At 27.8% G+C, this 26,360-nt stretch carries 25 protein-coding genes; 18 read left to right on the plus strand and 7 right to left on the minus strand.

From position 1 onward, the window contains the following. Positions 1 to 86 precede the first annotated feature (86 nt). From FPD38_RS03360 to FPD38_RS03370, 3 genes are read left to right on the plus strand one after another with little or no spacing between them, the layout of a single operon-like run. A complete protein-coding gene (locus FPD38_RS03360) occupies positions 87 to 1,223 on the plus strand; it encodes a DUF829 domain-containing protein (RefSeq protein ID WP_147555378.1) in 1,137 nt (378 codons plus the stop codon). Positions 1,224 to 1,234: 11 nt separating this feature from the next. Beyond that, on the plus strand, positions 1,235 to 2,608 hold the full coding sequence (locus FPD38_RS03365) for a cytochrome P450 (protein WP_147555379.1): 1,374 nt from the start codon (positions 1,235 to 1,237) through the stop codon (positions 2,606 to 2,608). Then, positions 2,605 to 2,958 carry a hypothetical protein gene (locus FPD38_RS03370; protein ID WP_039665149.1) on the plus strand — a complete coding sequence of 118 codons (354 nt, stop codon included), beginning with the start codon at positions 2,605 to 2,607 and terminating at the stop codon, positions 2,956 to 2,958. The genes FPD38_RS03365 and FPD38_RS03370 overlap by 4 nt, the downstream gene beginning before the upstream one ends. Here FPD38_RS03370 and nusA read toward each other — a convergent pair. Then, complete coding sequence (nusA, locus tag FPD38_RS03375) at positions 2,955 to 4,046, minus strand: transcription termination factor NusA (RefSeq protein ID WP_147555380.1); 1,092 nt, start codon at positions 4,044 to 4,046, stop codon at positions 2,955 to 2,957. The two genes, FPD38_RS03370 and nusA, sit on opposite strands and share 4 nt — an antisense overlap. Positions 4,047 to 4,170: 124 nt before the next feature. Here nusA and FPD38_RS03380 point away from each other — a divergent pair, with 124 nt between their 5' ends. Genes FPD38_RS03380 through FPD38_RS03405 form a run of 6 tightly spaced genes read left to right on the plus strand, consistent with a single transcriptional unit; the run spans position 4,171 to position 8,366 of the window. Next, a complete protein-coding gene (locus FPD38_RS03380; RefSeq protein ID WP_147555381.1) occupies positions 4,171 to 4,413 on the plus strand; it encodes an HP0268 family nuclease in 243 nt (80 codons plus the stop codon). After that, positions 4,410 to 5,708 carry a tRNA (N6-isopentenyl adenosine(37)-C2)-methylthiotransferase MiaB gene (gene miaB / locus FPD38_RS03385; protein ID WP_147555382.1) on the plus strand — a complete coding sequence of 433 codons (1,299 nt, stop codon included), beginning with the start codon at positions 4,410 to 4,412 and terminating at the stop codon, positions 5,706 to 5,708. Before FPD38_RS03380 ends, miaB begins: the two co-directional genes overlap by 4 nt. After that, positions 5,692 to 6,315 (plus strand): lysophospholipid acyltransferase family protein, encoded by a 624-nt coding sequence (locus tag FPD38_RS03390; protein WP_147555383.1) that lies wholly within the window; start codon positions 5,692 to 5,694, stop codon positions 6,313 to 6,315. The genes miaB and FPD38_RS03390 overlap by 17 nt, the downstream gene beginning before the upstream one ends. A 2-nt stretch (positions 6,316 to 6,317) precedes the next feature. Continuing rightward, on the plus strand, positions 6,318 to 7,307 hold the full coding sequence (locus FPD38_RS03395) for a DUF8341 domain-containing protein (protein ID WP_147555384.1): 990 nt from the start codon (positions 6,318 to 6,320) through the stop codon (positions 7,305 to 7,307). Beyond that, positions 7,304 to 7,834 (plus strand): hypothetical protein, encoded by a 531-nt coding sequence (locus tag FPD38_RS03400; RefSeq protein ID WP_147555385.1) that lies wholly within the window; start codon positions 7,304 to 7,306, stop codon positions 7,832 to 7,834. The genes FPD38_RS03395 and FPD38_RS03400 overlap by 4 nt, the downstream gene beginning before the upstream one ends. Further along, positions 7,827 to 8,366 (plus strand): hypothetical protein, encoded by a 540-nt coding sequence (locus tag FPD38_RS03405; RefSeq protein ID WP_147555386.1) that lies wholly within the window; start codon positions 7,827 to 7,829, stop codon positions 8,364 to 8,366. The genes FPD38_RS03400 and FPD38_RS03405 overlap by 8 nt, the downstream gene beginning before the upstream one ends. On the opposite strand, the gene FPD38_RS03410 is transcribed toward FPD38_RS03405, so the two are convergent. After that, positions 8,353 to 9,141, minus strand: coding sequence for a hypothetical protein (locus FPD38_RS03410; RefSeq protein WP_147555387.1), 789 nt, complete (start codon positions 9,139 to 9,141; stop codon positions 8,353 to 8,355). The two genes, FPD38_RS03405 and FPD38_RS03410, sit on opposite strands and share 14 nt — an antisense overlap. A gap of 76 nt (positions 9,142 to 9,217) precedes the next feature. Here FPD38_RS03410 and lgt point away from each other — a divergent pair, with 76 nt between their 5' ends. The 6 genes from lgt to FPD38_RS03440 all read left to right on the plus strand — a co-directional run bounded on the left by lgt (position 9,218) and on the right by FPD38_RS03440 (position 17,578). Beyond that, entirely contained in the window at positions 9,218 to 10,033 is an 816-nt protein-coding gene (lgt, locus tag FPD38_RS03415) for a prolipoprotein diacylglyceryl transferase (RefSeq protein ID WP_147555388.1), read from the plus strand. Positions 10,034 to 10,107: 74 nt separating this feature from the next. Then, positions 10,108 to 10,887 (plus strand): fumarate reductase cytochrome b subunit, encoded by a 780-nt coding sequence (locus tag FPD38_RS03420; protein ID WP_147555389.1) that lies wholly within the window; start codon positions 10,108 to 10,110, stop codon positions 10,885 to 10,887. Then, complete coding sequence (locus FPD38_RS03425) at positions 10,871 to 12,862, plus strand: fumarate reductase flavoprotein subunit (protein ID WP_147555390.1); 1,992 nt, start codon at positions 10,871 to 10,873, stop codon at positions 12,860 to 12,862. The genes FPD38_RS03420 and FPD38_RS03425 overlap by 17 nt, the downstream gene beginning before the upstream one ends. Beyond that, positions 12,855 to 13,580: a fumarate reductase iron-sulfur subunit gene (locus FPD38_RS03430; RefSeq protein ID WP_147555391.1), complete on the plus strand. Its 726-nt coding sequence runs from the start codon at positions 12,855 to 12,857 to the stop codon at positions 13,578 to 13,580. The genes FPD38_RS03425 and FPD38_RS03430 overlap by 8 nt, the downstream gene beginning before the upstream one ends. Continuing rightward, a complete protein-coding gene (locus FPD38_RS03435; protein WP_147555392.1) occupies positions 13,558 to 15,777 on the plus strand; it encodes a dynamin family protein in 2,220 nt (739 codons plus the stop codon). The genes FPD38_RS03430 and FPD38_RS03435 overlap by 23 nt, the downstream gene beginning before the upstream one ends. Further along, positions 15,767 to 17,578 (plus strand): dynamin family protein, encoded by a 1,812-nt coding sequence (locus FPD38_RS03440; protein ID WP_147555393.1) that lies wholly within the window; start codon positions 15,767 to 15,769, stop codon positions 17,576 to 17,578. The genes FPD38_RS03435 and FPD38_RS03440 overlap by 11 nt, the downstream gene beginning before the upstream one ends. Positions 17,579 to 17,810: 232 nt before the next feature. On the opposite strand, the gene FPD38_RS03445 is transcribed toward FPD38_RS03440, so the two are convergent. The 3 genes from FPD38_RS03445 to FPD38_RS03455 are packed head-to-tail and all read right to left on the minus strand — an operon-like array spanning position 17,811 to position 19,891. Beyond that, positions 17,811 to 18,428: a thiamine diphosphokinase gene (locus FPD38_RS03445; RefSeq protein ID WP_147555394.1), complete on the minus strand. Its 618-nt coding sequence runs from the start codon at positions 18,426 to 18,428 to the stop codon at positions 17,811 to 17,813. After that, positions 18,425 to 19,084, minus strand: coding sequence for a nicotinamide riboside transporter PnuC (pnuC, locus tag FPD38_RS03450; protein WP_147555395.1), 660 nt, complete (start codon positions 19,082 to 19,084; stop codon positions 18,425 to 18,427). Before pnuC ends, FPD38_RS03445 begins: the two co-directional genes overlap by 4 nt. 60 nt (positions 19,085 to 19,144) lie before the next feature. Beyond that, positions 19,145 to 19,891 (minus strand): HugZ family heme oxygenase, encoded by a 747-nt coding sequence (locus FPD38_RS03455; RefSeq protein ID WP_147555396.1) that lies wholly within the window; start codon positions 19,889 to 19,891, stop codon positions 19,145 to 19,147. Positions 19,892 to 20,663: 772 nt separating this feature from the next. On the opposite strand from FPD38_RS03455, the gene FPD38_RS03460 reads away from it, so the two are divergent. Genes FPD38_RS03460 through FPD38_RS03470 form a run of 3 tightly spaced genes read left to right on the plus strand, consistent with a single transcriptional unit; the run spans position 20,664 to position 23,178 of the window. Beyond that, positions 20,664 to 21,599 (plus strand): FecCD family ABC transporter permease, encoded by a 936-nt coding sequence (locus tag FPD38_RS03460; RefSeq protein ID WP_147555503.1) that lies wholly within the window; start codon positions 20,664 to 20,666, stop codon positions 21,597 to 21,599. Continuing rightward, positions 21,599 to 22,372 carry an ABC transporter ATP-binding protein gene (locus FPD38_RS03465; RefSeq protein ID WP_147555397.1) on the plus strand — a complete coding sequence of 258 codons (774 nt, stop codon included), beginning with the start codon at positions 21,599 to 21,601 and terminating at the stop codon, positions 22,370 to 22,372. The genes FPD38_RS03460 and FPD38_RS03465 overlap by 1 nt, the downstream gene beginning before the upstream one ends. Beyond that, on the plus strand, positions 22,372 to 23,178 hold the full coding sequence (locus FPD38_RS03470) for an ABC transporter substrate-binding protein (protein ID WP_147555398.1): 807 nt from the start codon (positions 22,372 to 22,374) through the stop codon (positions 23,176 to 23,178). The genes FPD38_RS03465 and FPD38_RS03470 overlap by 1 nt, the downstream gene beginning before the upstream one ends. 60 nt (positions 23,179 to 23,238) lie before the next feature. Here the strand turns inward: FPD38_RS03470 and FPD38_RS03475 are convergent, their stop codons facing one another. Then, positions 23,239 to 24,312: an NAD(P)-dependent alcohol dehydrogenase gene (locus tag FPD38_RS03475; RefSeq protein WP_147555399.1), complete on the minus strand. Its 1,074-nt coding sequence runs from the start codon at positions 24,310 to 24,312 to the stop codon at positions 23,239 to 23,241. A 68-nt stretch (positions 24,313 to 24,380) separates the two neighbouring features. Further along, on the minus strand, positions 24,381 to 26,279 hold the full coding sequence (locus tag FPD38_RS03480) for a DUF1561 family protein (protein ID WP_147555400.1): 1,899 nt from the start codon (positions 26,277 to 26,279) through the stop codon (positions 24,381 to 24,383). Positions 26,280 to 26,360 lie beyond the last annotated feature (81 nt).

Here is a 26,360-nt window from a genome sequence, read left to right on the forward strand (position 1 = left end):
AAACTCTTTTAGTCTTAGTATTTAAGCATTTGACAAAGATAATAACTTTAGCTATATTTTTGAGTTATTTTTAAGTTGGGTTTGCTATGGAAAAAGAGTGTAAAAAAAGAGATGTTTTTTATATAGCTGGTTATGATCCTAGAGGATATAGGCATTATTATACTATGTTTAAAAAGAATTTATCTTTGCAAAATGAAATTTTAAAATACAACTATACAATTTCAAAAAGCCAAATAAAACCCAATTTCTTTCCTTTTTGGGAGATAAATACTGAAAAAACTCAGATTAGATATACTTTTTTAAGCTGGAATGATATAGTTAAAAAAAATTGGTCGCAAGATTTAAAAGATGCTTTGTATGATTGTTATAGTTTTTTTAGAATTTATACCATCACAGGGCTTTTTATAAAATTTGGAAAAGAATCTTTTAATCAACTTGCTACAGGGTATTATCCATTTTTTTATGTATTATTGAGTTTGATTTTTACTTTAAGTTGTGCTTTTGGAGCTTTGTTTTATCTTAAAAATTTTCATTTAGTATTAGGAATTTTAGCTTTTATTGCGTGTTTATTTGTTTTGCCAAAAATATTATTTAAATTTGGAAAAAAACTAGCCGTGTTTTGGATAGCTAGAATTTGTTCATTTTGTGCAAATTGGGAAAAAAATAGACAGGGTCAATTAGAACAAAGGATGCAAGAATTTTCTCAAACAATTTTTGAAAATTTAAAAACTCATTCTAAAGAAAAAGATTATGAATTAATTTTAATAGCTCATAGTGTAGGAACGATTTTATGTATCAATGTTTTGACTAAAGTGCTAAAAAAATGCGAGCAAGAAAATATTGATTTTTCAAATTTAAAAATACTCACTTTAGGAGAGTGTATTCCACTAGTAAGCTATCAGAAAATATCACATGAGTTTAGAAAAGATTTAGAGTATTTAGGAAGTAAAAATTTAATATGGTATGATTTTACTTCTATCATTGATGGAGCTTGTTTTGCACAGGTTGATTTCATACGCACAAGTGGAGTAAAAGCTAACTTTAGTCCAAAATATCTTTCAGCTAAATTTCATACTTTATATCACAAGCAAGATTATAAAAAAATCAAAAAAGACAAATACAAAGCACATTTTTTATATTTATTTTCTACGCAAATTAAAGGCGTATATGACTTTTTTGACTTTATAATGGGCAAAAATATGCTAGAAGAAAAAATCAAATAAAGGAGCAAATCATGGATCAATGTCCTTTTCATCCAAAGCCTTATAAAAATAAGGCTTCCACTCTTATGACTTTTTTGCTCAAAAGAAGATCTTGGCTTGATGGGTTGTATGAAAGAAGTTATAAAATGATGATGGGTAGAGTCCAAATGCCTGGTTTTGATCTTTATGTAGTAAATGATCCAAAAGAAGTAAGACGCATTATGGTTGATGAGGTAAGAGAATATCCAAAAAGTCAGCTTTTACATGAACTACTTGAGCCGCTTTTGGGTGTTAGTATCTTTACTACTAATGGCAAGGTTTGGGAGAAACAAAGAGAGCTTTTAAGACCATCTTTTGAAATGACTAGAATTTCTAAGGTGTTTGGTTTGATGAGTGAAGCAGTGTCTGATATGATGACAAGATTTGATAAATATGAAGATGGTGCCATCATTGAAGTAGATGAAGCGATGACTTTTGTGACTGCAGATGTGATCTTTAGAACTATTATGTCTTCAAAATTAGATGAGGTTAAAGGAAAAATAGTCTTAGATGCTTTTATAACTGTGCAAGAACAAACAGTCAAAACTGCTATGAGAAGAATGTTTCGTTTTCCAACTTGGCTTTCAAATCTTTTGGGTGAGAAAAAAAGATTAAAAGCTGGTATGACTATAAGAAAAGTTTTATCTGATATTATCAAACCAAGATACGAAAATGCTTTAGCTGATAAGGGAAAATATGAAGATATTTTATCTTCTTTACTTATGGTGGTAGATGCAGATACCAATGAAAGATTTTCTTTTAATGAAATTTTAGATCAAGTAGCAATGTTGTTTTTAGCAGGTCATGAAACTACTGCAAGCTCACTTACTTGGACGCTTTATATTTTAAGTATCAGTGAAAAAGAACAAGAAAAAGCTTATGAAGAAATCATGCAAGTTGCAGGTGATAAAAAATTTACCATAGAGCATATTAAATCGATGAAATATCTTACTAATATTTTCAAAGAAAGCTTAAGACTTTATCCTCCTGTGGGATTTTTTGCTAGAGAAGCAAAACATGAAAGTAAAATGCGTGATAAGCTTATAAAAGAAGGTTCGGGAGTAGTGGTAGCTCCTTGGCTTATACACAGACATGATAATTTTTGGGAAAATCCGCATGAATTTGATCCAAGTCGTCATGAAGATAAAAGTAAAATCAAAAAAGATACTTATATGCCTTTTGGTATGGGAGAGCGTATTTGTATAGGGCAAGGTTTTGCTATGCAAGAAGCAATTTTAATTTTAGCAAATATTTTAAGGACTTATAAGCTACAATTAGAAGAAAATTTTACACCGGATGTTGTGGGAAGACTTACTATAAGATCAGCTAATGGTATGAATATTAAATTTATCAAAAGGAAAAAATGAAAGAAAAATTAGCAGGAACAATTTTACTTTGTGCTATTGTTCCTTTGGCAGTGATTAGCTATCTTTTTATAGTTATAGTCGGTACTTTTGGAGATGCAGCTAGGGTTAGACAAGGTGTTAGAGCGTTAGATCATTTTGTCAATGCGACTTTGTTTAATGGCTATGCTTGGGAGTCTTTGTCTTCGCATGCTTGGAGAGAGCGCCATAAAAGATGGGCAAAAATAGTGATAAAAATAACAGATTTTTTTGATAAAGATCATTGTCAAAAGGCTAATAAAAGAGAGCAAGCCATAGTTGATTTAGTATTAGAAAAAAAACTTACCGAGCAAACTGTCGGTAAGCAGCTTTAGCTTTCTCCAAACAAAGCTTTAAGATTTTTAAATGCTTCTTCTTGATTTAAAGTTTTATTCTCACTATTTACCTCATTAAGTTCTATTTCATAACCAAGTAGCATCGTAGCTAAGCGTATATTGATACCACTTTTTCCGATGGCTTTGCTTTTTTGCTCACTATTGATGCTAACAATGGCTTTTTTATCTTCAATTTGCACTGAATTTATAATAGCAGGGGCTAAGCTTCTAGTGATTAAAATTGCCATTTCATTAGAATACTCAATACAATCAATGTTTTCATTTTTTAATTCTTTGCTTACAGCATTAATTCTCACCCCTTTTATACCTACAGTTGCACCTACTGCATCAACGCTTGGGCTATTTGCTTGTAAGATGATTTTAGCGCGTTCACCTGGAATTCTAGCACTTGCATAAATATTAATTAACCCATCTTTAATTTCAGGAACTTCAGCCTTTAATAAAGCTTCTAAAAATTTAGGGCTAGTTCTACTAAGTTCCATTCTCATGCCAGTTCTATCTATATATACATGTCTAATTACAGCTTTTATTACATCACTAACTTTAAATTTTTCACCTTTAATACGATTTTTTCTAGGCAAACAAGCACGAAATTCATCAATTTCTACATAAGTATTTTCTTCATTATCTATTCTAACAACACTACCAAATACCATATGTCCAACCATTTTTTGATATTTTTCGTATATTTTTTCTTCTAAAAGTTTTTGTATGTTGTATTCTAATTCTTTGTGTAAGATATTTACAGCAGTGCGACCTAAATTTTCCAAAGAACACTCATAGGTTAATTCATCTCCTATTTCTACATCTTTTGCTTCTGCTTTTGCTTTGCTTAGAGCAATAAAATGCTCATTTTCATTCCCTAATCTTTCATCATCATCAGCAACTACAATGATTTTTTGATAAAGTTGTAAATTTTTTCCTGAATCAACAAAAAATTCATATTTATCGCCATAAATTTTTTTAGCTGTATTAATAAGTGCTTTTTTTACTCTTTGACGCACATCTTCAATTTGTAAATTTTTTTCATTAGCAATGGACTCTATGATATCTGTGATTTTTTCCATAATGACAATACTACCTTAATTTTGGGATTTTAATTTTTGTAAGGGTTAAATTATATCTTTAATAAGTTTAATTAAAAGTAAAATTTGTTATAATTTTAGATTAAAACATTACGAGGATGATGATATGGATTTAAAAATAGCAAGAACCTCTGTGGATGAAAAGCCAAAAAGTATAAGTTTGGAAAGTATTGAAAAGGTTATAGATAAAGAAGGTCAGAAATTTTTTTATTTTGATAAAGATAACGCACACAAACAGCTTATAGCTTTGGTTGAGCACTTTGAAAAAAAAGGAAAATGTGTTTATCATAGAACAATTAAATATGGCTTGGATGAGGCTGATTATATGTATGAGGTGCATATTCTTTGAGTAAAAAACTTTTTATACAAACTTTAGGTTGTGCTATGAATGTAAGAGATTCAGAGCACATGATAGCTGAACTTAAAGAAAAAGAAAATTACGAGCTAACCCAAGATGCCAAAGAAGCAGATTTGATTTTAATCAACACTTGTTCGGTGCGTGAAAAGCCTGTACATAAGCTTTTTTCAGAAGTTGGAGGTTATGAAAAAATCAAAAAAGATGGGGCAAAAATAGGAGTTTGTGGATGCACTGCTTCTCATTTAGGAGATGAAATTTTCAAACGCGCTCCTAATGTGGATTTTGTTTTAGGCGCTAGAAATGTTTCTAAGATCACTCAAGCGGTTAATACCCCTAAATTTTTAGGTAATGATATAGATTTTGATGAGAGCAATTATGCTTTTGCTGATTTTAGAAATAGTCTTTATAAAACTTATGTAAATATTTCTATAGGATGTGATAAACATTGTACTTATTGTATAGTACCACATACTAGAGGGGATGAAATTTCCATACCTTTTGAGATTATTAAAAAAGAAACATTAAAAGCTGTTTCAAATGGTGCTAAAGAAATTTTTTTATTAGGACAAAATGTTAATAATTATGGTAAAAGATTTTCAAATGCTCATGAAAAAATTAATTTTTCTGATCTTTTAGAAAGACTTAGTGAGATAGAAGGTTTAGAGCGTATTCGCTTTACAAGTCCACATCCTTTGCATATGGATGATAGATTTTTAGAAGTTTTTTCAAAAAATCCAAAAGTGTGTAAATCTATGCATATGCCATTACAAAGTGGTTCGAGTGAAATTTTAAAGGCCATGAGAAGAGGTTATAGCAAAGAATGGTATTTAGATAGAGCCTTAAAACTTCGTTCAATATGCGATAAGGTGAGTATTTCTACTGATGTTATTGTAGCTTTTCCAGGTGAGAGTGATAAAGATTTTGAAGATACTTTAGATGTGCTTGAAAAAGTGCGTTTTGAACAAATGTTTTCTTTTAAATATTCTAAAAGACCGCTGACTAAAGCAGCAACTATGCCAAATCAAATTCCAGATAATATTGCTTCAAAGCGTTTGAGTGTTTTACAAGCTAGACATACTGAAATTTTAGACGAAATTGTTTTAAGACAAAAGGACAAAGAAGTAGAGGTATTATTTGAAGAATTAAGAAGTGAAGGAAATATTGCAGGCAGAAGTGATAATAATTTTTTAGTTCAAGTAAAAGGAAGTGAAGAATTATTAGGTCAAATGAAAAAAGTAAAAATCACCAATCCTAAGCGTATGGTGTTAAATGGCGAAATCATTTAAAATTGATTGTATAGCTTTTGGAATTTTTTTACTTCAATGGCTGATTTTTTTAACTTGCAAAAAGGTATATTTAGGAGAGGCATTACCTAAACAATCTTGCGTTATACTTTTTTGGCATGGGAGATTGGCTTTAATGCCTTTTGCATATAAAAAAATGGGTATTAAAGAAAAAAAAGCTTATGTGATGATTTCTCATCATAAAGACGGAGAAATCATTGCTAGAAATATTGCATTTTTTGGCTTAAATACTTTAAGAGGAAGTACAAGTAAAGGAGCTTTGGCTTTATTAAGGCAATCTTTTAAAATTTTAGATCAAGGAAATGACATCATCATTACTCCTGATGGACCAAGAGGACCATTTCATAGTATTTCAGATGGATCTGTGATGATAGCGTTGAAAAAACAAACTCCTCTTTTTTTATTAAATTATGAAGCAAGTTCATTTTGGGAATTTAAAAGTTGGGATAAAATGATACTCCCTAAGCCATTTTCAAAGATTACTTATAGATTAAGTGAAGAAATTAAAATTCAAAATTTAAATTTAGAAGAAGCTAAAGTATTGATACAAGAAAAATTTGATATTATAAGTCAAATGGATAAAGGCTAATTATGCTATCTTTTCTTAGAAAATACATTTTACAACTTTTAGTATGCATATGTTATGATAAAAAACAATACACCATTAGATGTCATACTTGGAAAAATTCTAAAGCTGTTGATACTTTTGAAAAAACTTTTGAAGATAAAACTAGAGCTGTTGAATATGTTAAAAATTTAAGTAAAGATTTTCAAATTTTTTATATCAATACTTTTTTTACTTCTATAGCTCAAGGTGTAGCTCCAAGTTCTAATTATAAAGATCTTCATAAATTTGGAGTTGATGTAAATACGGTAAAATGCTTATCATTAAATAATACTTTAGTATATGTAGCAAATTCTTCTTTGGAATTTTACCAGCAAGATTTTGAAGATTTTGGTGGGCTTGATTTATTGTATTCCCCGTTTTTTTTGCTATATCATTGTATAGAAAAAAAGGGTTTTGATGATAAGGTAGGTTTATATGTGTATAGATACCATGATTTTGTAGCAATGTTAATTTGTAAAAATAAAGAAATATATTTTGGTAGTTATTTTGATATAGCTAGTCAAGATTATAATGAAGAAGAAGTTTTTGAAGATATGCAAGATGAAGAAGAGCCTTTAGAATTGACCCAAGAACTAGAAAGTGAAAAAAATGAAGAAGATATTGAAAATACTGAAGAAAATTATGAATTAAAAAGTTTAGAAGAAATGGGTGAAGATTTTGATAAAATAGAATCTTTAGAAGATCAAACAGAACAAACACCTATAGAAGATTTAAAAAATTTCAGCACCAATATGAAAATGATAGAATTTATCATTGATAGTGTAAAAGAATTTTATAGCGATCCTTTGTATAATAATAGTTTTTTGGAAAAAATAGTGATTTTTGATGAAGAAGAGTTCAGTAATACATCGCTAGATTATTTAGAAAATGAGCTTTTTATAAGACCAGAAGTAGAGTTAATTGATACTCTTGATATCATGAATGAACTTGTAGTAAGGGATCTAAAATTATGAAATATAGTTTGATAGAGCCTAAGGCAAAACCTGTATTTAATCTTTTTACTAGAATTTGGATTTATTTTACACTAATTAGCGTTTCTTTGATTTTGATGGTTTTTATGATAGTTATTTTTAAAAGTTCATATGCTTTTATACAACTTAATAATAAACAAGAAGAACTTACTCAAATTTTATCTCAAATTGAAAACAATAAATTGAAATTTGCCGAGCTTCAAAAGCAAAATTTTCAAGCTGTGGCTGTTGTAGGCGATGATGATGAAGATGGAAAAAATTTAACCTTATTAAAAAGTGTGAGAAATTTATTTACTTTGGTTCCAAAAGATATCTCTTTAGATGAGGTTATTATAAAGGATGATTCTTTAACTTTGCGAGGTATAACCCCAACTAAAGAGATGTTTTCTTTGTTATTAGAAGCCCCATTGAAAAGTATTTTTACGATTTCTAAAACGAGTTATTATCCACTTGAAAATGGTTGGTATAGATTTGTAAGCATTAATACATCTGGGGATAATTATGAATAAAAAAGATAGAAGTCTTGAAGAGGTAGATATATTAAAAATTTTGATTTTTTCTTTTTCTTTTATTGTTGTTTGTGCGGTATTAATTTTGTTTTTAATTGTTCCTTTTTTAAAAGATTACAAGCTCACTCATTCAAAACTTGCTAGACAAGAAATTCAAAATACAAAAGCATCCAACGAGCTTGAGAGTTTAGAAAAAATTATTGCAAGTTTTCAAAATACCAACCAAATTCGTTTAGCTCAGATAAATTCTGAATTTTCTACCAAAGATTTTTTAAAATTTATGCAAAATTATTTTGAAGAAGTACAGTTTGTGTCAGTCCCAATTTCTAAACCGAAAGATTATTTAAAGTATAAATTCATTATTAGTGCTAAAATTAAAAGCCCTCAAGCTTTTTTTTCTTTTTTAAATGATTTGGAAAAATACAAAAATTTGATAGAGATTGATTCTCCGGTTGAATTTAAATCTAAAGAAAAATACATTGAGTTAAAATTTAACGCAAATGTATTTTATGCTAAAGCTATTGAAAAATAATCACTTCATTATTTTGATAAGGATTTGATTCTTTTGTCGTGTTAGTGTCTTCTTCAATTAAACCTTGTGTTTTTATTTCTGTGGTAATTTTTTCATATTTTGGGATAGAAGTTTGCAAATTTGCACTCATTTCTTTATAAAATTTGATAAATAAATTATCTACTTCTAAAACACTAGCTGAAGTATTTTCATTGATTTGAGTAGGAACAGTACTATAAACTTGTCTAAAAGTATCAAAACCTGCTTGAGATTTGATTGGATAATTGATTGTAATAGCATCATCAAATTTAGTAGAACTACTAATAGAAGTAGTATTTCCATCTAAACTTGCTAGGGTATTTTGTGCTTCAAGTATCAGCATAAAAGAAGATTCGACATTTTCTCCGCCAAGACTTGAATTTCTTAAAACCTTATCTTCATATAAACTTGCGTTTATAATCATCATAAAAGTATAATCAGCATCATCTTGGGCTATTTGATAACCTTTGTTTTCTAAGATAGTTTTTACATCTTTTATGAGTTGATCTTTTAGTAGTTGTAAGCTTTTATCTATTCTTTGATTAAGAGTTGATTGCTCAAAATAAGAACTGTAAAAAGTATTTTTTGAAATTTGAGCTTCTAAAATTTTTACTTTTGGCCCATCGACATTAGTTGTAGTATTATGCTCTTGAATTTGGGTTTTAAAACTAGGCATAGAAATATGATAAGTTTTTTGATTATCAGCACAAGCTATGAAAGATAGTATTGTTATTAAAAACATTAATATTTTTTTCATACATAAACCTTAAAAATTAATTTTTATAATTATAACAATTTTTTGATATATTATGACTTTTATATAAAGGTGTATTATGGAGTATTGGCAAAATATTTATGCAAATTTTGATGTAGTTGCTTTTGAGCTTTTTGGTTTAAAAGTTCATTGGTATGGCATAATGTATGTTTTAGCTTTATTAGTCGCATTGTTAATAGCAAAGTATTTTGCAAAAAAAGACAAGATGGGAATTTCAAATTCCATGCTTGATAGTTATTTTATATGGGTTGAAATCGGAGTGATTTTAGGAGCAAGATTAGGGTATATTTTAATTTATGATGCAAATACTTTATGGTATTTAGCAAATCCTTGGCAAATTTTTAATCCTTTTTACAATGGTGAATTTGTAGGTATTAGAGGTATGAGTTATCATGGTGCTGTAGTGGGATTTTTAATTGCAACTTATGTTTTTTGTCAAAAATATAAACAAAATATGTGGAAATATCTTGATTTAGTGGCCATTAGTGTTCCTTTGGGATATGTTTTTGGCAGGATAGGAAATTTTTTAAATCAAGAATTATTTGGAAGAGTTACAGATGTGTCTTGGGGTATTTATGTGGATGGAGTATTGCGCCATCCTTCACAACTTTATGAAGCATTTTTGGAAGGTTTTGTAATTTTTGGAATTTTAGTTGTTGCTAGAAAATTTAAAAAATATGATGGCCAATTAATCATTTATTATACTATGCTTTATGCTTTAGCTAGATTTATTTGCGAAGCATTTAGAGAGCCTGATTTTGGTTTAGGGTATGTATTTATAGGACTTAGCATGGGTCAGATATTAAGCATTATAATGTTTGTATTTGGACTATTTTTATCTTTTTATTTAAGAAATATTAAAAAAAATTTTTAATTTTTAATTTTTTTAAGAAAAAAAGTTTTATAATGACTTGATGTTAAATTTATTAACTTTTCAAAGGAGCAAACATGAGTCAACTCATTGAGGGTTTTTTAGGCAAAAGTGTTGATGGTAAAAAAAGTAAAATACCAGCAAAACTTGATTATATTCAAAGTGCAACAGGTTTAATCTTAGGATTATTTATGTGGGCACATATGTTTTTCGTTTCTACCATTTTAGTTAGTGATGATTTTTTTAATTCAGTTGTTCATTTTTTAGAACTAAAATTTATTATTGATAGCCCTATGATGAGTTATATCACTTCGTTTTTAGCTACCTGTGTTTTAGTAATTTTCTTTGTGCATGCAGGTCTTGCAATGAGAAAATTTCCTATCAATTTTAGACAATATCAACTTTGCAGAACACATTTAAAATATATGAACCATGGCGATTCTTCTTTATGGTGGGTTCAAGCTTTTACTGGTTTTGTAATGTTTTTCTTGGGTTCGGCTCATTTGATATTTGTGATTACAAATGCGGATAAAATCAGTGCTGATATGTCAGGTGAGAGAGTTGTGAGTCATTTTATGTGGTTGTTTTATCTTGCTTTATTAATCTGTGTTGAGCTACATGGAAGCATTGGCCTTTATAGATTATGTGTAAAATGGGGTTGGTTTGAAGGAAAAGATGCGAAAGAAAGTCGTAAAAAACTGAAAAAAGCAAAATGGTTTATAAGTATTTTCTTCTTGATTTTAGGATTATTAAGCTTAGCTGCTTTTGCAAAAATAGGTTTAAAAAATTATCAAAATAATTCTGTAGCACAAATAGCAAAAACTTATGATGGAGCTAAATATGAATATACAATATAGTGATGCGTTGGTTATTGGTGGAGGTCTTGCTGGGCTTAGAGCAGCAATTGAAGTTGCAAAAAGTGGTCAAAGTGTAACACTTTTAAGTATTTGTCCTGTTAAAAGATCTCACTCGGCTGCTGTGCAAGGTGGTATGCAAGCAAGTCTAGGAAATAGTGTAAAAGGTGAAGGTGACAATGAAGATGTGCATTTTGCTGATACTGTTAAAGGATCTGATTGGGGCTGTGATCAAGAAGTAGCTAGAATGTTTGCTCAAACTGCTCCAAAAGCTGTGCGTGAGCTTGCTGCTTGGGGGGTTCCTTGGACTAGAGTCACAAAAGGACCTAGAACTGTTGTTATAAATGCTCAAAAAACTACTATTGAAGAAAAAGAAGAAGCACATGGTCTTATAAATGCAAGAGATTTTGGTGGCACTAAAAAATGGAGAACTTGTTATATCGCTGATGCAACAGGACACTGTATGCTTTATGGTGTTGCAAATGAAGCAATTAAACATCAAGTAAAAATTATCGATAGAATGGAAGCAGTTAGAATTATCCAAGATGGTAAAAAATGCTTAGGTGCTATTGCTAGAGATTTAACTAATGGAGAATTAATCGCTTATGTTGCTAGAGGAACTATGATAGCAACGGGTGGTTATGGAAGAATTTATAAACAAACTACGAATGCTGTGATTTGTGAAGGAACTGGGGCAGCCATTGCTTTAGAAACTGGACTTTGTAGATTATCAAATATGGAAGCAGTTCAGTTTCACCCAACTCCTATAGTTCCTAGTGGAATTTTATTAACCGAAGGTTGTAGAGGTGATGGTGGTATCTTAAGAGATGTTGATGGATATCGTTTTATGCCTGATTATGAACCTGAAAAAAAAGAACTTGCAAGTAGAGATGTTGTAAGTCGTAGAATGATGGAGCATATTAGAAAAGGAAAGGGTGTAAAAAGTCCATATGGTGATCATTTATGGCTTGATATTTCAATTTTAGGTCGTGCTCATGTTGAAAAAAATTTAAGAGATGTTCAAGATATTTGTAAAACTTTTAATGGTATAGATCCAGCTGATGAAGGTCCAAAAGGCTGGGCTCCTGTTTTACCAATGCAGCACTATTCAATGGGCGGAATTAGAACCAAACCAACTGGCGAGAGTCAATGGCTAAATGGTCTTTTTGCATGTGGCGAAGCAGCTTGCTGGGATATGCATGGTTTTAATCGTTTAGGTGGAAATTCATGTTCTGAAACTGTTGTTGCAGGTATGATTGTTGGTGATTATTTTGCACAATATTGCAAAGACAATGGCTCAGAAATTGATACTAATATTGTTAAATCTTTCCTTGCTAAAGAATATGATTACTTAAAATCCCTTGTAAGCAAAGAGGGTAAATATGATGTGTTTGAAATTAAAAATAGAATGAAAGACATTATGTGGGAAAAAGTTGCTATTTTTAGAACGGGTAAAGGACTTGAAGAAGCTGTTAAAGAGCTTGAAGAGTTATATCATAAATCATTAGATTTAAAAGTACATGATAAAGAGCTAAAATGTGCTAATCCTGAACTAGAAGAAGCTTATAGAGTACCAAGAATGCTTAAGATTGCTCTATGTGTTGCTTATGGTGCTTTACTTAGGACAGAAAGTAGGGGAGCTCATTATAGAGAAGATTATCCAAAGAGAGATGATTTAAATTGGATGAAAAGAACTAATACTTACTGGGTAGAAGGGGAGAGTATGCCAAGAGTTGAGTATGAAGATCTTGATATTATGAAAATGGAAATTCCACCTGCATTTAGAGGATATGGTGCAAAAGGAAATATCATAGAAAATCCATTAAGTGAAAAACGCCAAGCTGAAGTAGATGCAATTCGTGAAAAAATGGAAGCTGAAGGCAAAGGAAGATATGAAATTCAACATGCGTTAATGCCTTATGAATTACAAGCTAAATTTAAAGCACCAAATCAAAGAATAGGAGTTGATTATGAGTAGAAAATTAACAATAAGAGCATTTAAATACAATCCATTGAGTAAAATCTCTAAACCTCATTTTGTTACTTACGAGCTTGAAGAAACTCCATTTATGACTATTTTTGTGTGTTTAACTCAAATTAGAGAAAAAATGGATGCGGATTTGAGTTTTGACTTTGTTTGTAGGGCAGGAATTTGTGGAAGCTGCGCTATGATGATCAATGGTAAGCCAAAATTAGCTTGTAAAACTTTAACAAAAGACTATGAAGATGGTGTTATAGAGCTTATGCCAATGCCAGCATTTAGACACATAAAAGATTTAAGTGTAAATACAGGTGAGTGGTTTGATAGTATGTGCAAGCGCGTTGAAAGTTGGGTACATAATGAAAAAGAAACTGATATTTCTAAACTTGAAGAGCGTATAGAACCTGAAGTTGCTGATGAAACTTTTGAGCTTGATCGTTGTATAGAATGTGGAATTTGTGTTGCTTCTTGTGCTACCAAACTAATGAGACCTAATTTTATAGCGGCTACTGGACTTTTAAGAACAGCTAGATATCTACAAGATCCACATGATCATAGGACGATAGAAGATTTTTATGAGCTAGTTGGCGATGATGATGGAGTATTTGGTTGTATGTCTTTGCTTGCATGTGAAGACAATTGCCCTAAAGAGCTACCTTTACAAAGTAAAATAGCTTATATGAGAAGACAGCTTGTCGCTCAAAGAAACAAATAATCCTAGCCCCCAAGAAAAAGGGGCTATTAAAACATTACTCAAGCAAATTTGGCAAAATTATAGTGTTTTTCTTAATACTAATTGTATGTTTGAACAAAATGTTATAGATACTCAAAAAGCTGCAATTATTTTAAGTACAAATTTGAATAATTATGAAAGATTTAGCGCTTTAAAAGAATTTAAAAAAATTATTAAAGATTTAAATTTGCGTTTAGATCTTTATAATATACAATACGCTCAAGTTTGTTTTATTAATGCTTTAAAACTTGCAATGATTGATAAAAATGAAGTTTTAAAATTTTTAGAAAATTTGCAAAAAATTACAGATAATTCTTTAATGTATGTTTTTATCTTAGGTATGGACAGTGTAAAAAAAGACTATAAAAAAGAAATTTTTAATGCACATCAAAATTTAGACTTAATTAATCAAAATTTACAAAATTTATGCAAAGATGAAAATACTAAAAAAACCTTGCAAGAATCTTTACTCAAATTTGCACAAGTGGATTTTTCCATAGCAGTCACAGGCGTGGTGAATGCTGGAAAATCTAGTATGCTTAATGCACTTTTAAAAAAGAACTTTTTAGGAGTGTCTAATGTCCCTGAAACAGCAAATTTAACCATTTTAAAATACGGACAAAATCAAAAAGCTAAAATTTATTTTTGGAATCAACAAGAATGGCAAAATATTTTAAAAAGCTCTACTAATAAAGAAGATATGCTAAATTTACTCAAAGAGTTAAAGCATGATTTTAATCTTGATGAGTATATCAAAGAAGAAAATAAAATCATAGAAGTTGATTTTGATTTATTAAAAGAATATACTAGTGCAAAAAATAAAATTTCAGCATTAATCAAGCAGATTGAAATTTATTCTTTACTTGATTTTTTAAAAGATAATGTTTGTATAGTTGATACCCCAGGTCTTGATGATATAATCATTCAAAGAGAACTTTTAACAAAAGAATACATCCAAAAAGCTGATTTTTTAATCCACCTTATGAATGCTTCTCAAAGTTTAAGTCAAAAAGATTGTGATTTTATTATAGAATGTTTGCTAACTTCAAGAGTAAGTAAGCTTCTAATAGTGCTTACTAAGGCTGATTTGTTAAGTGAAAAAGACTTGCAAGAAGTGGTTGCTTACACTAAAAATAAACTCAAAGAATCTTTAAAAGCAAAAAATTTAGATGTAAATTTGATTCTAAATATAGAATGTATTTGTATTTCTTCTAAATTTGCTAATGATTTTTATCAAAAAAATGAAGGAAATTTAGAAAAAAGCAATATCTTGTCTTTAGAGAATTTAATCCATAAAAGTTTATATGAAAAAAATACCATTGCTATGCAAGCTTATAAAAAAGAATTATTGCTTATTACTAACTTGCTTATACAAAAAATTGACACAGAAAATAAAATGTTAAATTTTAAAAATTATGAGTTAGGTGAAGAAAATCAAAAACTTATTGATGAATTTAAAAATTTGCAAAATAAATTAGAGCAGGTTAAAGAAGAATTAGAACACATTTTTACTTTAAAAGATGATGGTAAAGATGAAACTAGCACTCTTTTGCGTTTGCTTGCTAAAAAATTACAAGAAAAAATCATCGATGAGTTAAAATATAATCAAAACAATAAAAAGAAAAACGATATATCTCGTTTAAATACCATTATAGAAACGACTTTAAAAGATGGAATTTTTGATCTTTTAAGAGAATTAAAATATGAAAGTCAATTAAAATTAGATGAAATTAAAAATAATTTAAGTTTAAAATATGACTTTTTAAATGATATATTAAAATCAAATCATAGCGATTTTAAAAATTTAGTCCAAGAAAAAATTGATAATATCTTTAATAATGATATATTATTTAATTTAAAAGCTAGTTTGATTGAAAGTATTCATCAAACAAATGATATATATAAATTGCATTTAGAGCAACAAATTTTAGATAAATTAAATGAGTTAAATATACAAAATTTAGCCCAAAACATCAAAAATAATCAAGAATTTATTATACTTTTAAAAACAAAACTAGCCCAATATGAAAAAGAACAAGAGCTAAAATTTAAAGATTTAAAAGAGCTTATTTTAAGTGTAGAAAATAATGAGCAAAAATCAAAAGAACTTTTAAATCAAAATCAAAAAACACTAGAGCAATTGCAAAATTTAAAAATGGAACTTTTAAATGCAAAATAATTTAATTTTTGATTTTATAAAAGCTTATGAGAATTTATATTGTCAAAAATTTGATGAGAATTTCCAAGGGCGATTGCTAGCTATAAAAACTAGTTTTTGCGAACCTAGTTTGCGTTTGAATTTAGAATTTTTAAAAGAAATTGATGAGATTATTTTTAGCTATAAAAGACCTATTAATATAGCAATCATAGGTCAATTTTCAAGTGGAAAATCCACACTTTTAAATTTAATTTTACAAAAAGAATGCTTACCAACTGGTGTGGTGCCTGTGACTTTTAAACCTACATTCTTACGATATGCAAAAAATTATTTTTTAAGAGTTGAATATGAAGATGGAAGTGATGAGATCGTTGATATAGAAGAGCTTTGTAAATTTAGTGATCAAAGAAATGAGATCAAACCAACTAAAAGTTTACATCTTTTTGCTCCTATTGAGCTTTTAAAAAATATTACCCTTATAGACACTCCTGGTTTAAATGCAAACGATATTGATACGCTTACTACCTTTAAAGAACTTTCTTTTATGCATAGTGCTATATGGTTAAGTTTGATTGATAATGCTGGTAAAAAAAGCGAAGAAGAGGCTATAAAGGCAAATGCTTTGCTTTTAAAGCGTGGTGGAATTTGTGTTTTAAATCAAAAAGACAAGCTGAGCGAAAATGAATTAGAAAATGTTTTACAACATGCTCATTTAGTGTTTGATAAGTATTTTACAAAGCTTATTGCTATTTCTTGTAAAGAAGCTAAAGAAGATTTGCAAAAGTCTAATGTGCCTTTGCTTTATCAGTATTTACAAGAGCTTGATTTTGAGTATATAAAAAAAGAATTTATCAAAGAAAAGCTTGAAAAATTATGTTTTGTATTACTCGATCAATATGATTTTTTTATAAAAAATTTAGAAAATTTAAATGCTAAATTTGATTCTTTTGCAAAAAATAAGAATTTAGAAGAACAAATTAATATCTTAAATCACACTTGCCTTGAAAAATTAAAAATAGTTAGCGATAAAATCGCAAAAGAGATTTTGAAATTTATCAAAGAAAAAGATAGTAGTTATTATAAAAAAGCACAAGGTTTGTTTAAGAAAAATTTATATGAAAAGGTTAATTATAAAGCTCCGTATTTATCTAGCGATGATGCATTTTTAGCGATGTTTTATAATAGTGATACGATGAATAAAGAATTTAAAAAAATGAAAAATGAAATTGCTTTGGAATTTAGCGAGTTTAAAAAAGGATTTTTAGTATCTTTTTCGAATTTACAAGAACAAATTTTACTTTTTAAAGCTCAATTTTCCAATTTGCAAAAAGAAGAATCTTTGCAAAGTGATGACGAATTTGCTTATTTTAGAAGTTTTGCTAGTGCAGCTGAAGAAATTTTTATAAAAGATTTTAAAGAATTATTATTTGAGAGTGAATTAGAACTTGATTTGTTTTTGGAAAAATTAAATTTAAAAGCATTAGCCAATTATGAAAGTGCAACTAAGCTTGCATTAGGGTTTTTTAGCACTAAGATGAATGCAAGCAAAGAATTTTATGAGCTTGATAGTGCTGAATTTAGTTTGTATCATCCAAAAGCAAGTGAAATTTATCAAAGAGTATTGGTAGAATTAAATGTGCATGAATTTGAAGATTTACTTTTAAACAAACCTGTGATTTTAAAAATTTATAAAAATTATATGCAAGTTTATGAAAAGCTCACCCAAGATAAAAAAATATATATACAAAATTTAAAAAATGAATTTGAAATTAAAAAAGAAATGGTGTTAAAAATTAAAGAGCAAATTTCTAAACTTAATTAACAGAAGTGTGTTTTAAGATAAACTTAAAACACTAAAATTATTTTTTATTATTTTTTTCTTTACTTTTTTTCCAAAAGTGTAAAACTAATCCACATAAACCACCTACTATGGCAGCAAGAAAAAGTTGAGTTATAAAATCCATATAAATCCTTTGTTGTAAAAATATTTGGTATTATATTTATTTATAATTAATAATTTAATATTTAATTGATTTTTTATTGTAATTAGTATTCTAGTAGGCTTTGTAAATTAGCACTTTCGCTTTTTTGTTTGAGCTTAAATAAAAAGCATCTGTCTTAGCTTCATTTAAAGTTGCACTTGCTAAAAATGGCAAAGTCATATTTTTTAACGGATATTTTAAATTCTTAGAATTAAATTTTATATTTTTATCAAAACAAAATATGGATATTTGTTCGCCTTTATAACTTTGTATTTTGCAAGGAGTTTCATAAAATTTAAATTCTCCATAATCACTTTTTATGGTTAAATTTTTGCAATCTTTGCTGTATTTTATCATTAAAGAAATATTAGCTAAGGTATGATCTTCTCTTTTTCCAGTGCTTGCTAAAAATATAAACTCATCAAAACCTAAATTTAAACAATGATAAAAAGCTTTTGATAAATCATTACTCATTTGTTCTTTTATGTGTATTAGTCTGTCTTTATATTTTTCTTTTAATTCTTTGCTTATGCTATCTAAATCGCCTATTATTAAATTTGGCATTATTTTTAATTTATCAAGATACTTAATAGCCCCATCGCAAACTGCTATAAAATTTGCTTTTTTTAGTTCGTTGATGATAGATTTTTTTGTAGGAAATTTTCCATTTGCTATTATATAAGCTTTCATTGTGCTTGTTTTTTCCATATAAAAAAATAATAAATTCCTATAATAAAAAATACTAAAGTATTTAAAAGTTGGGCTATGCTTTCTTTGCTTTGTTCAAAAATCAAAAACCAAATTATTAAAGAACTTATATTTGCTAAAGTTACTAAAAAATAACTTTCCATATATCTTTTAACTTGCATATAAAAGGCTATTAATTGTCCTATAACAGCAAAAGAATTTAAATAGACAAAATTAGCATTCATATTTTTTAAAATATAAGCATAAATTATAGTCGATACGATTGTTATAAGAGCATATATTAGTCTTTGATTATTTTTTAATTTTGTTATTATGATTTTAGTTTTTTCTTTATTTTGATTATTTTTCCAGTTGTAAATTCCATAAATGTTTATGGGTAAATAAAAAAGATTTAACATAACATCACCATATAATTTCAGCTCATAAGCTATGTATATATAAGACATAGAATATAAAATTCCAAAAATAAAACAAATCATCTTACCAGCACCGGCAAAAAATACATATAGCACAGCACAAAATGCACTAAAAAGACTTAAAATAGAGCCATTGGCAATGTTAGTTAATATGCCAATTATCAATAAAGTTGAAAAAAGTATTGTATAAAACTTAAAAGATATTTTTAATTGAGAAAGCACAACTCATCCTTTAAGAAAAAATATACAAAAATTTATATGATAATTTGGCTTATAAATTGTTTATTTTTTATGATAATTATGCGGACTTTGGCCTTTTGCTTGACTGATGCAACCATCTTTTAGATCATATGCTTGTCCAAAACCTTTGACAAATCTTCCTTCTTTGAAATTGAGTTTTATAAGATGAAAATCTTGCATATTTCTTATCATTTTGATTCCATGATCTTCGCCAGTTTGATTTTCAAATTCATCATATATTTGATCAAATTTTTCATTTCTTTGAGTGAATTCTATTTCGCATTTATATCTTAATCTTTTTCTTAATATACAAGAAGCTGCTTTGCTTTCATCTTCTAAAAACATAATTTCTATATTTTTAGGATTATTTTTTATATTTAGAAAATGTTCAGAAGCTTCACTTATGTATATAAAAAATCCATATTGGCTTTTTATAAATGGCGCATAAGAACACATTACTTCATTATCCTTGCTTAAAGTAGCCATACAAACTGAATTAAATTCATCTATAAAAGCTTGAATTTCTTTATTTATATGAGATAAATCTTTTTTCTCTTTAGCATCTGTGCATAATTTTATAATCATATCTTTTATAGTGTTTTCATCTGCTTTTTGAGGAAATTTTACTTTTAAATTTTTATCATCATATGATATATTTAAGCCCTCAAAATCAACACTTTCTAAGCTTACTTCATCCACTTGACTTTCATTTGCAAATTTTTTACATAAAGATTTTAGATCTTCTTTATGGTGATCGTTCATGTGTTCAATAATTGTTGAAAAATCCATATCTTTCCTTTTGTTGTAATTTATTTTGAAAATGATATATGTTATCATATTAAAAAATACTTAATTTTCTATATATTTTTTGTGTCAATAATTAGTTAAGTGTATATTAATAAAAATAGTATTAATATTCTAATTTTTATTTTATTGATAAAGATTATTATTATGAAAAAAATATTTATTGTTATTTTTTAATATTGACTTTGCACGCTAAAGAAGTCAATAATATTTTAGAAAATAGCATTGTAGAAAGGATTATCTTTATATATTAGATAATCACAATACAAATGATGACAATAATTAAAATTTAGAAGATGCCTTAAGTAAAATTGGTAGTGTTAATTTTGTTGATTTTGGATTAAGTAAAAATATAGACATAAAAGATCAAGGCAAAAAAGTAAACATAGGTATTAAAATTATAGTTATCAGGAAAAATATTAATATACTAAAAGTGACTTATGGTGTGACAAATTTAAATTTTTAGACTTGAACAATATAGAAAACATGGAAGTTATACTAGGTGATGGATTTGTATTTATATGGCATTGAAAACAAGAGGTGGTAGTGTGATAATTAAAACTAAAGATTTTAAAAAAAAGATTATTTTTCTATTTTACTTAAAGATAATTTTCCTAAATGTAGTAGATTTATCAACTTTTACTTTTTTATCGTAATAGCTAAAAAATAAATAGTAAGAGGTTTTTTGGAAAAAAATACTATGCATATTAAAATGTAAAAGTAGATAAATATTTAATAAGAAATGGAAGAAATTATTATGTGGATTTTAAATATGTTTTCTAAAAATGTGCTTATATTTTTATTTTTAATCTTTTTATATATTATTTTCTATTTTCTATATTTTGATTTTAATGATATAGATATTGTATTTTTTGAAATAAAATTGCCAAGATTTATTATGGCTATATTAATAGGTATGATACTATCAATGTCGGGCTTAATAACTCAAAATGTATTTGCCAATCCAATAGCTGATCCTTATATTATAGGTATAGCCCAAGCTGCTTCTTTTGGAGCTATATTGGCTTTTGTTTTGCAAATGAGTGATTATTATTATGGAATTTTTGCTTTTTTAATATCAAGTGTTTTTTCTTTTTTAATTTTTAAAATATCAAAAAATAAATCTATGGCAATTTTGCTTATTATAGGAATTTCTTTCTCTTCTTTTTTGGGAGCATTCTCTTCTTTTTTTATTTATTATATGGGAGAGGATTCTTTTAAAATCACTTCTTGGTTTATGGGGTATTTAGGACTTGCTTCTTGGGATAAAATTCTAATATTAGCATTACCTTGTTTTGCAGCTTTTGTTTATTTTTTTATACATAAAAATGAACTAAATATTTTACTTAGCAATGATGATGAACAAGCTTTAAGTTTGGGTGTTGATTGTGCTAAATTGAAAAGAAATTTATTAATAGTATCGTCTTTAATTATATCTTATGCTATATCTTTTAGCGGTATTATCGGATTTGTGGGTCTTATAATACCCCATATATCAAGGTTGATTTTAAAAACTCATGATAATAATATCATTTTACCATTTTGTACTTTATTTGGTGGTTTATTTTTATTAATGAGTGATTATTTTTCTAAAAATTTATTAAATCCTGTAGAAATTCCAATAGGAGTTGTCACTTCTTTTTTTGGTGCTCCATTATTTTTATATTTGGCTTTAAAATTAAGAGAACATTGATGTTTAAAATTCAAGATTTAGGTTTTAAATATAAAAACAGTGATTGTTTAAAAGATATAAATTTATGCATACATAATGGTGATTTTTTAGGTATTTTGGGCACTAATGGATCTGGCAAAAGCACTTTGATGAAAAATATGCTTAAAATTTTACATCCTTATAAAGGAAAAATAGAATTTTTAGGTTTAGATTTAAAACAATACCCTATTAAGGAATATTCTAAACACATAGGATTTTTACCTCAACATTCAAGTATAAATGTATCCTTAAAAGTGATTGATGTTTTGCTTATGGGGAAGTATGCTAATTTAAAATATTTTTTTTCTAATTATTCTAAAAAAGATTATGATGATATTTATACTCTAGCAAGTTCTTTGAAAATTGATCAATTTTTACAAAGAGATATTTTAAGTTTAAGTGGAGGAGAATTTCAAAAAGTTTTGTTAGCTAGAGCTTTGTTAAAAAAGCCAAAGATTTTATTTTTAGACGAACCAACTAGTGCTTTAGATATCAGTGCTTCTATGGAAATTTTATCTTTGTGTGAAACATTAATAAAAGATCAAAATATAGCAGTAGTAGCGATTTTACATGATATAAATTTAGCCTCTTTATTTTGCAATAAATTGATTTTTCTAAAGAATGGAATGATTAAGTATCAAGGATTTGCAAATGAGCTTTTAAACAAAGAAGTGATAAGGGATATTTATAATATAAATTGTGAAATTATAAATCAAAACAATAAAAAATACATTTTGATATCAAAGGAAAAATAATGAAAAAAATTTTATTTTTAATGTTTATTTGTTTAAATTTTTTGTATTCTAAAGAAAGATTGATTGTTTTAGATCCTGCTGCGGTTGAAATTATTTATATGTTAGGTGCTCAAGATCAAATCAAAGCTATAGCCTCATTAAAGCATTCTAACATATATCCGCAAGAGAAAACTTCTAAATTAAATAGTGTTGGAACTTTTTCCAATCCTTCTTTAGAAAAGATAGTTTTGTTAAAACCTAGTTTAGTTATATTAAGTTTTTATTCTTTAGGTTTAAAAGAAAATTTAGATAAATTGAAAATTAAATCTTTGTATTTAAAAGCGCAAAATCTCAATGATATAAAAGAAAACATAAAGATACTTTCAAAAATTGTAGATAAAGAAAAAGAAGGCGAAGAATTAATACAAAACTATGAAAAAGATTTGGAAAATTTAAAAGAAAACAAAACTGATAAGCGAGGGATTTTCTTATATTCTAGCAATCCTTTAATGGCTTTTGCTAAAGATAGTATTATTTATGATATTTTTGAAATTTTAGGTATAAAAAATTTAGAATTAGATACAAATATTAAAAGACCCATAGTTTCCAATGAATTTATTTTAAAAAATAATCCAGATATAATAATACTAGGTATTAGCGCAAATAATATCAATGACTTAATAAAATTAAATCCTTTTATTAAGCACACCAATGCTTATAAAAATAATCAAATATATTTTTACAAAAATACCCATACTTTATTAAGACTTAGCCCTATGATAACAAAAAGAATACAAGATTTCAAAACTAATATAAAACTAAAATAATAAAATTAAATATAGCAAAGATAACACCAATAGTGTTATCTTTTATGCTAATATGATGATTTACTCATCATTCATATCAATAACATAGCGAAATTTAGCCTTGCCATTTGTAAGATTTTCATAAGCTTGATCAATTTGCGTTGGCTTTATGATTTCAATTTCTGGATAAATTTCATGTTTTAAAGAAAAATCAAGCATTTCTTGAGTTTGTTCTATACCACCTATTAAAGAGCCATATACTTTTTTATTTGCGTTAAATACAAATTCATTTGCGCTGATTTTAGGGCTTATATCATGTGGTGGTAAGCCAACTATACAAAGCTCTCCTCCTATTTTTAAAAGCTTCATATAAGTATTTATATCATAATAGGTTGGTATTGTAGAAATTATTAGATCAAATCTTTCATTTATATTTTGAGTATTTGTGTAAAAATTGCTCGCTCCAAGTTCTAATGCTTTTTGTTTTTTATTATCATTTCTTGCAAAAATACTTACTTTAGCTCCCATCTTAATAGCATATTTTAAAGCCATTACTCCAAGACCACCAAAACCTGCTATAGCTACTTTTGAGCCTTCTTTGATTTTAGAAAATTTAAGTGGTGAGTAGGTGGTAATACCCGCACAAAGTAAAGGTGCTACCTTTTCTAAAGGTGCGTCTTTTGGTACTTTTATAGCAAATTTTTCACTTACTACTATATTGTTAGAGTATCCTCCATAAGTGTTTTCATTATTGTGAAATACATCTTTGCTATTGTAAGTGTAAATAGTCTTTCCATTTTGACAAAATTGCTCTAATGACTCTTTGCAAGCTTCGCATTCTCCGCATGAATTTACCATGCAACCAACTCCTGCCAAATCGCCAATTTTAAATTTGCTGACCTTTTCCCCTATAGCTATAACTTCTCCTGCTATTTCATGTCCTGGCACACAAGGATAAGTAGCTTTTCCCCATTCACTTCTTGCTGTATGTATATCGCTATGACAAATTCCTGAGTATTTTATTTTAATTAAAATATCATTTTCGCCAATTTTGTGGCGTGTAAATTCAAATGGGGTAAATTTTGCATCTTTGTTAAGCAAAGCATAGCCTTTGCTTTGAATGCGTCCGTTGTCTAAAAACAATTTAGAATCCATTTTCTCTCCTTTATATTAATTAGTTTAATTGTAAGTGTTAAAAGCAAACCAATGTTATTTTGTAAAAACTATTGCAAGGATTCTTCCCATTCCATCAAAGAACATCTATTTTCGCCACAAGAATTTGCATTTCTTGGATTAAGATTTAATCCATTTCCTCTTCTTCCATTGCTACCTTCTCCACTGCAATTATTTTGACTCAATAGAGTGCTTAATGCATCTTCTATAGGACCTCCCATTTGCAAGAAACTCATACCTGTAATGGTATAAGAATGATTAGTGGTGAGTCTATTTAAGACTTCATCTATAGTATTTACAGGAGTTATAAAATTTGCATAATCTGTAAAGTTTGTATTGCTAATGTTTGTAGGTATAGCAATAACACCTTGATTTGTCCTAATGATAGGCATAGCATGGCCATCAAAAGCACTAGTGCGACTTGTGTTTAATAAGGCTATAAAAATACTTCCTGGAGTAGAATTTATAATTCTTTGTATTTCTTCTCTCATTAAATCGTGAGTAAATACAGGTATGCTTATGCTCCAAGTTCTTCTAGGTAAAACTATTCTAGTAGCTGACTCCACTGCCCTTGAGGCTCTTAAATATAAAGGCTCATTTGGGTAAAAAGAACTTCCCCAGTAATTAAAAGCAGAAGTTAAAAGATTACTAAGCGAGGGAGAACGCATAGCAAAAGAATTCAAAGGATTTGTATTTGAGGCATAATTAAAAAAATACCCAACATTAGTTACAGGGGCTTCTTGAACTCTAGGAAATATTTCTGTTAAAAGTGCTACTATTTCATAACTTTGTAGTAAGCAATATCCACAAATTCCATTAAAATTATTTATACCATCTGTGGAAGTTGAAATATCAAAAAATTTCTTTCGCCATCCACCTTTTGTGGGATCAAAAGTTGCTATTGAGCCGCTAATTAAATCCCTTTTAATTCTTTTTTCTTTACCACAAGTGTCATTTTGGAAAGATATATTGCGTGCTATAAAATTTCTAAGAGAATCAAAATATTTATTAAAGATAAAAAGACCGCTAAAATCAGAGGTGTGTAAGCCTTGTTTTGCAAATTCTTGCTTTGTAACAATAAAAAGCTTACCAAATTCACTACCTCTTGCAACATCTAAAATATTCCCATTAGTATCGAGTATAAAAGAATTGCTTGAAATATCAAAATTCCACGCATAAGGATCAGTGCTTGGTGCAAAATTAATTTGAGGACAATTGGCCCACGATATAAAAGAATTTGTTTTGTTATTGAGATTACTCATTAAACAAGCAAAACGAGCATTTTTTGTATCGTATGTTTTTAAATATCCTTTGGTAGGATCATAGAAAAAATCAAATTGTTTTTTGCTTGCACCATTTGGGTTTAAGAAAAATGTTTCGCTGTTTCTTGTTTGAAGATTGATTGTATTAAAGGCTATGGGGGTTTTTATATCATAATTTACAGGAGGAGCTAAAGCTTCTAACCATTCTTTCATAACGGGCTTAAATACTTTAACTTTGTTACCAAAATTAACTTTACTAGCTAAAATTAAATTTTTAAATTCAAATAGCTTAATATTTGGATATTTACTAAGAAAAATTCCATCATCTTTTATATCAAACCATTGTGTATCATCATTTAAAACACAAGGTCTTAAAACTATATGGTCTTTATCGCCTTTTCCTTTTGTAAGTCCATCTCTTAAAGAAAGACAAAGCCAATTATTTTTGTATTTAAAAGCTATTCTTTTAAATACATCATATCGAGCTATACTCGCATCTTTGCATTCTTGAGCTCTTAAAAAAATATCACCATCAAAAGGAATAGGACTTAAACATCTTGGTTTTTCTCCGTGTGTTTGAACTAATAATTTAGAATCTTGTATAACATTAGCTCTTTTTTGTATAACAGAATTTTGAGCATATAGGTAAGATGTTAAAAGTAAGTATATTGCAAGAATAGTTTTCATTTTATTAACCTAAAAAATAAATTTGTTTAAATTGTATCGAATAAATTGTTATTCTATTAGTTAAATATTTTATTTTAAAGA

This window comes from Campylobacter volucris, assembly GCF_008011665.1.
GTDB classification, from domain to species: Bacteria; Campylobacterota; Campylobacteria; order Campylobacterales; family Campylobacteraceae; genus Campylobacter_D; species Campylobacter_D volucris_A.

Bases quoted from the DNA above. Each gene is read 5' to 3' on its own strand.
- FPD38_RS03360 (WP_147555378.1), top strand. From the start codon at position 87: ATGGAAAAAGAGTGTAAAAAAAGAGATGTTTTTTATATAGCTGGTTAT.
- FPD38_RS03365 (WP_147555379.1), top strand. From the start codon at position 1,235: ATGGATCAATGTCCTTTTCATCCAAAGCCTTATAAAAATAAGGCTTCC.
- FPD38_RS03370 (WP_039665149.1), top strand. From the start codon at position 2,605: ATGAAAGAAAAATTAGCAGGAACAATTTTACTTTGTGCTATTGTTCCT.
- nusA (WP_147555380.1), bottom strand. From the start codon at position 4,046: ATGGAAAAAATCACAGATATCATAGAGTCCATTGCTAATGAAAAAAAT.
- FPD38_RS03380 (WP_147555381.1), top strand. From the start codon at position 4,171: ATGGATTTAAAAATAGCAAGAACCTCTGTGGATGAAAAGCCAAAAAGT.
- FPD38_RS03390 (WP_147555383.1), top strand. From the start codon at position 5,692: ATGGCGAAATCATTTAAAATTGATTGTATAGCTTTTGGAATTTTTTTA.
- FPD38_RS03395 (WP_147555384.1), top strand. From the start codon at position 6,318: ATGCTATCTTTTCTTAGAAAATACATTTTACAACTTTTAGTATGCATA.
- FPD38_RS03400 (WP_147555385.1), top strand. From the start codon at position 7,304: ATGAAATATAGTTTGATAGAGCCTAAGGCAAAACCTGTATTTAATCTT.
- FPD38_RS03405 (WP_147555386.1), top strand. From the start codon at position 7,827: ATGAATAAAAAAGATAGAAGTCTTGAAGAGGTAGATATATTAAAAATT.
- FPD38_RS03410 (WP_147555387.1), bottom strand. From the start codon at position 9,141: ATGAAAAAAATATTAATGTTTTTAATAACAATACTATCTTTCATAGCT.
- lgt (WP_147555388.1), top strand. From the start codon at position 9,218: ATGGAGTATTGGCAAAATATTTATGCAAATTTTGATGTAGTTGCTTTT.
- FPD38_RS03420 (WP_147555389.1), top strand. From the start codon at position 10,108: ATGAGTCAACTCATTGAGGGTTTTTTAGGCAAAAGTGTTGATGGTAAA.
- FPD38_RS03425 (WP_147555390.1), top strand. From the start codon at position 10,871: ATGAATATACAATATAGTGATGCGTTGGTTATTGGTGGAGGTCTTGCT.
- FPD38_RS03430 (WP_147555391.1), top strand. From the start codon at position 12,855: ATGAGTAGAAAATTAACAATAAGAGCATTTAAATACAATCCATTGAGT.
- FPD38_RS03440 (WP_147555393.1), top strand. From the start codon at position 15,767: ATGCAAAATAATTTAATTTTTGATTTTATAAAAGCTTATGAGAATTTA.
- FPD38_RS03445 (WP_147555394.1), bottom strand. From the start codon at position 18,428: ATGAAAGCTTATATAATAGCAAATGGAAAATTTCCTACAAAAAAATCT.
- FPD38_RS03455 (WP_147555396.1), bottom strand. From the start codon at position 19,891: ATGGATTTTTCAACAATTATTGAACACATGAACGATCACCATAAAGAA.
- FPD38_RS03460 (WP_147555503.1), top strand. From the start codon at position 20,664: ATGTGGATTTTAAATATGTTTTCTAAAAATGTGCTTATATTTTTATTT.
- FPD38_RS03465 (WP_147555397.1), top strand. From the start codon at position 21,599: ATGTTTAAAATTCAAGATTTAGGTTTTAAATATAAAAACAGTGATTGT.
- FPD38_RS03470 (WP_147555398.1), top strand. From the start codon at position 22,372: ATGAAAAAAATTTTATTTTTAATGTTTATTTGTTTAAATTTTTTGTAT.
- FPD38_RS03475 (WP_147555399.1), bottom strand. From the start codon at position 24,312: ATGGATTCTAAATTGTTTTTAGACAACGGACGCATTCAAAGCAAAGGC.
- FPD38_RS03480 (WP_147555400.1), bottom strand. From the start codon at position 26,279: ATGAAAACTATTCTTGCAATATACTTACTTTTAACATCTTACCTATAT.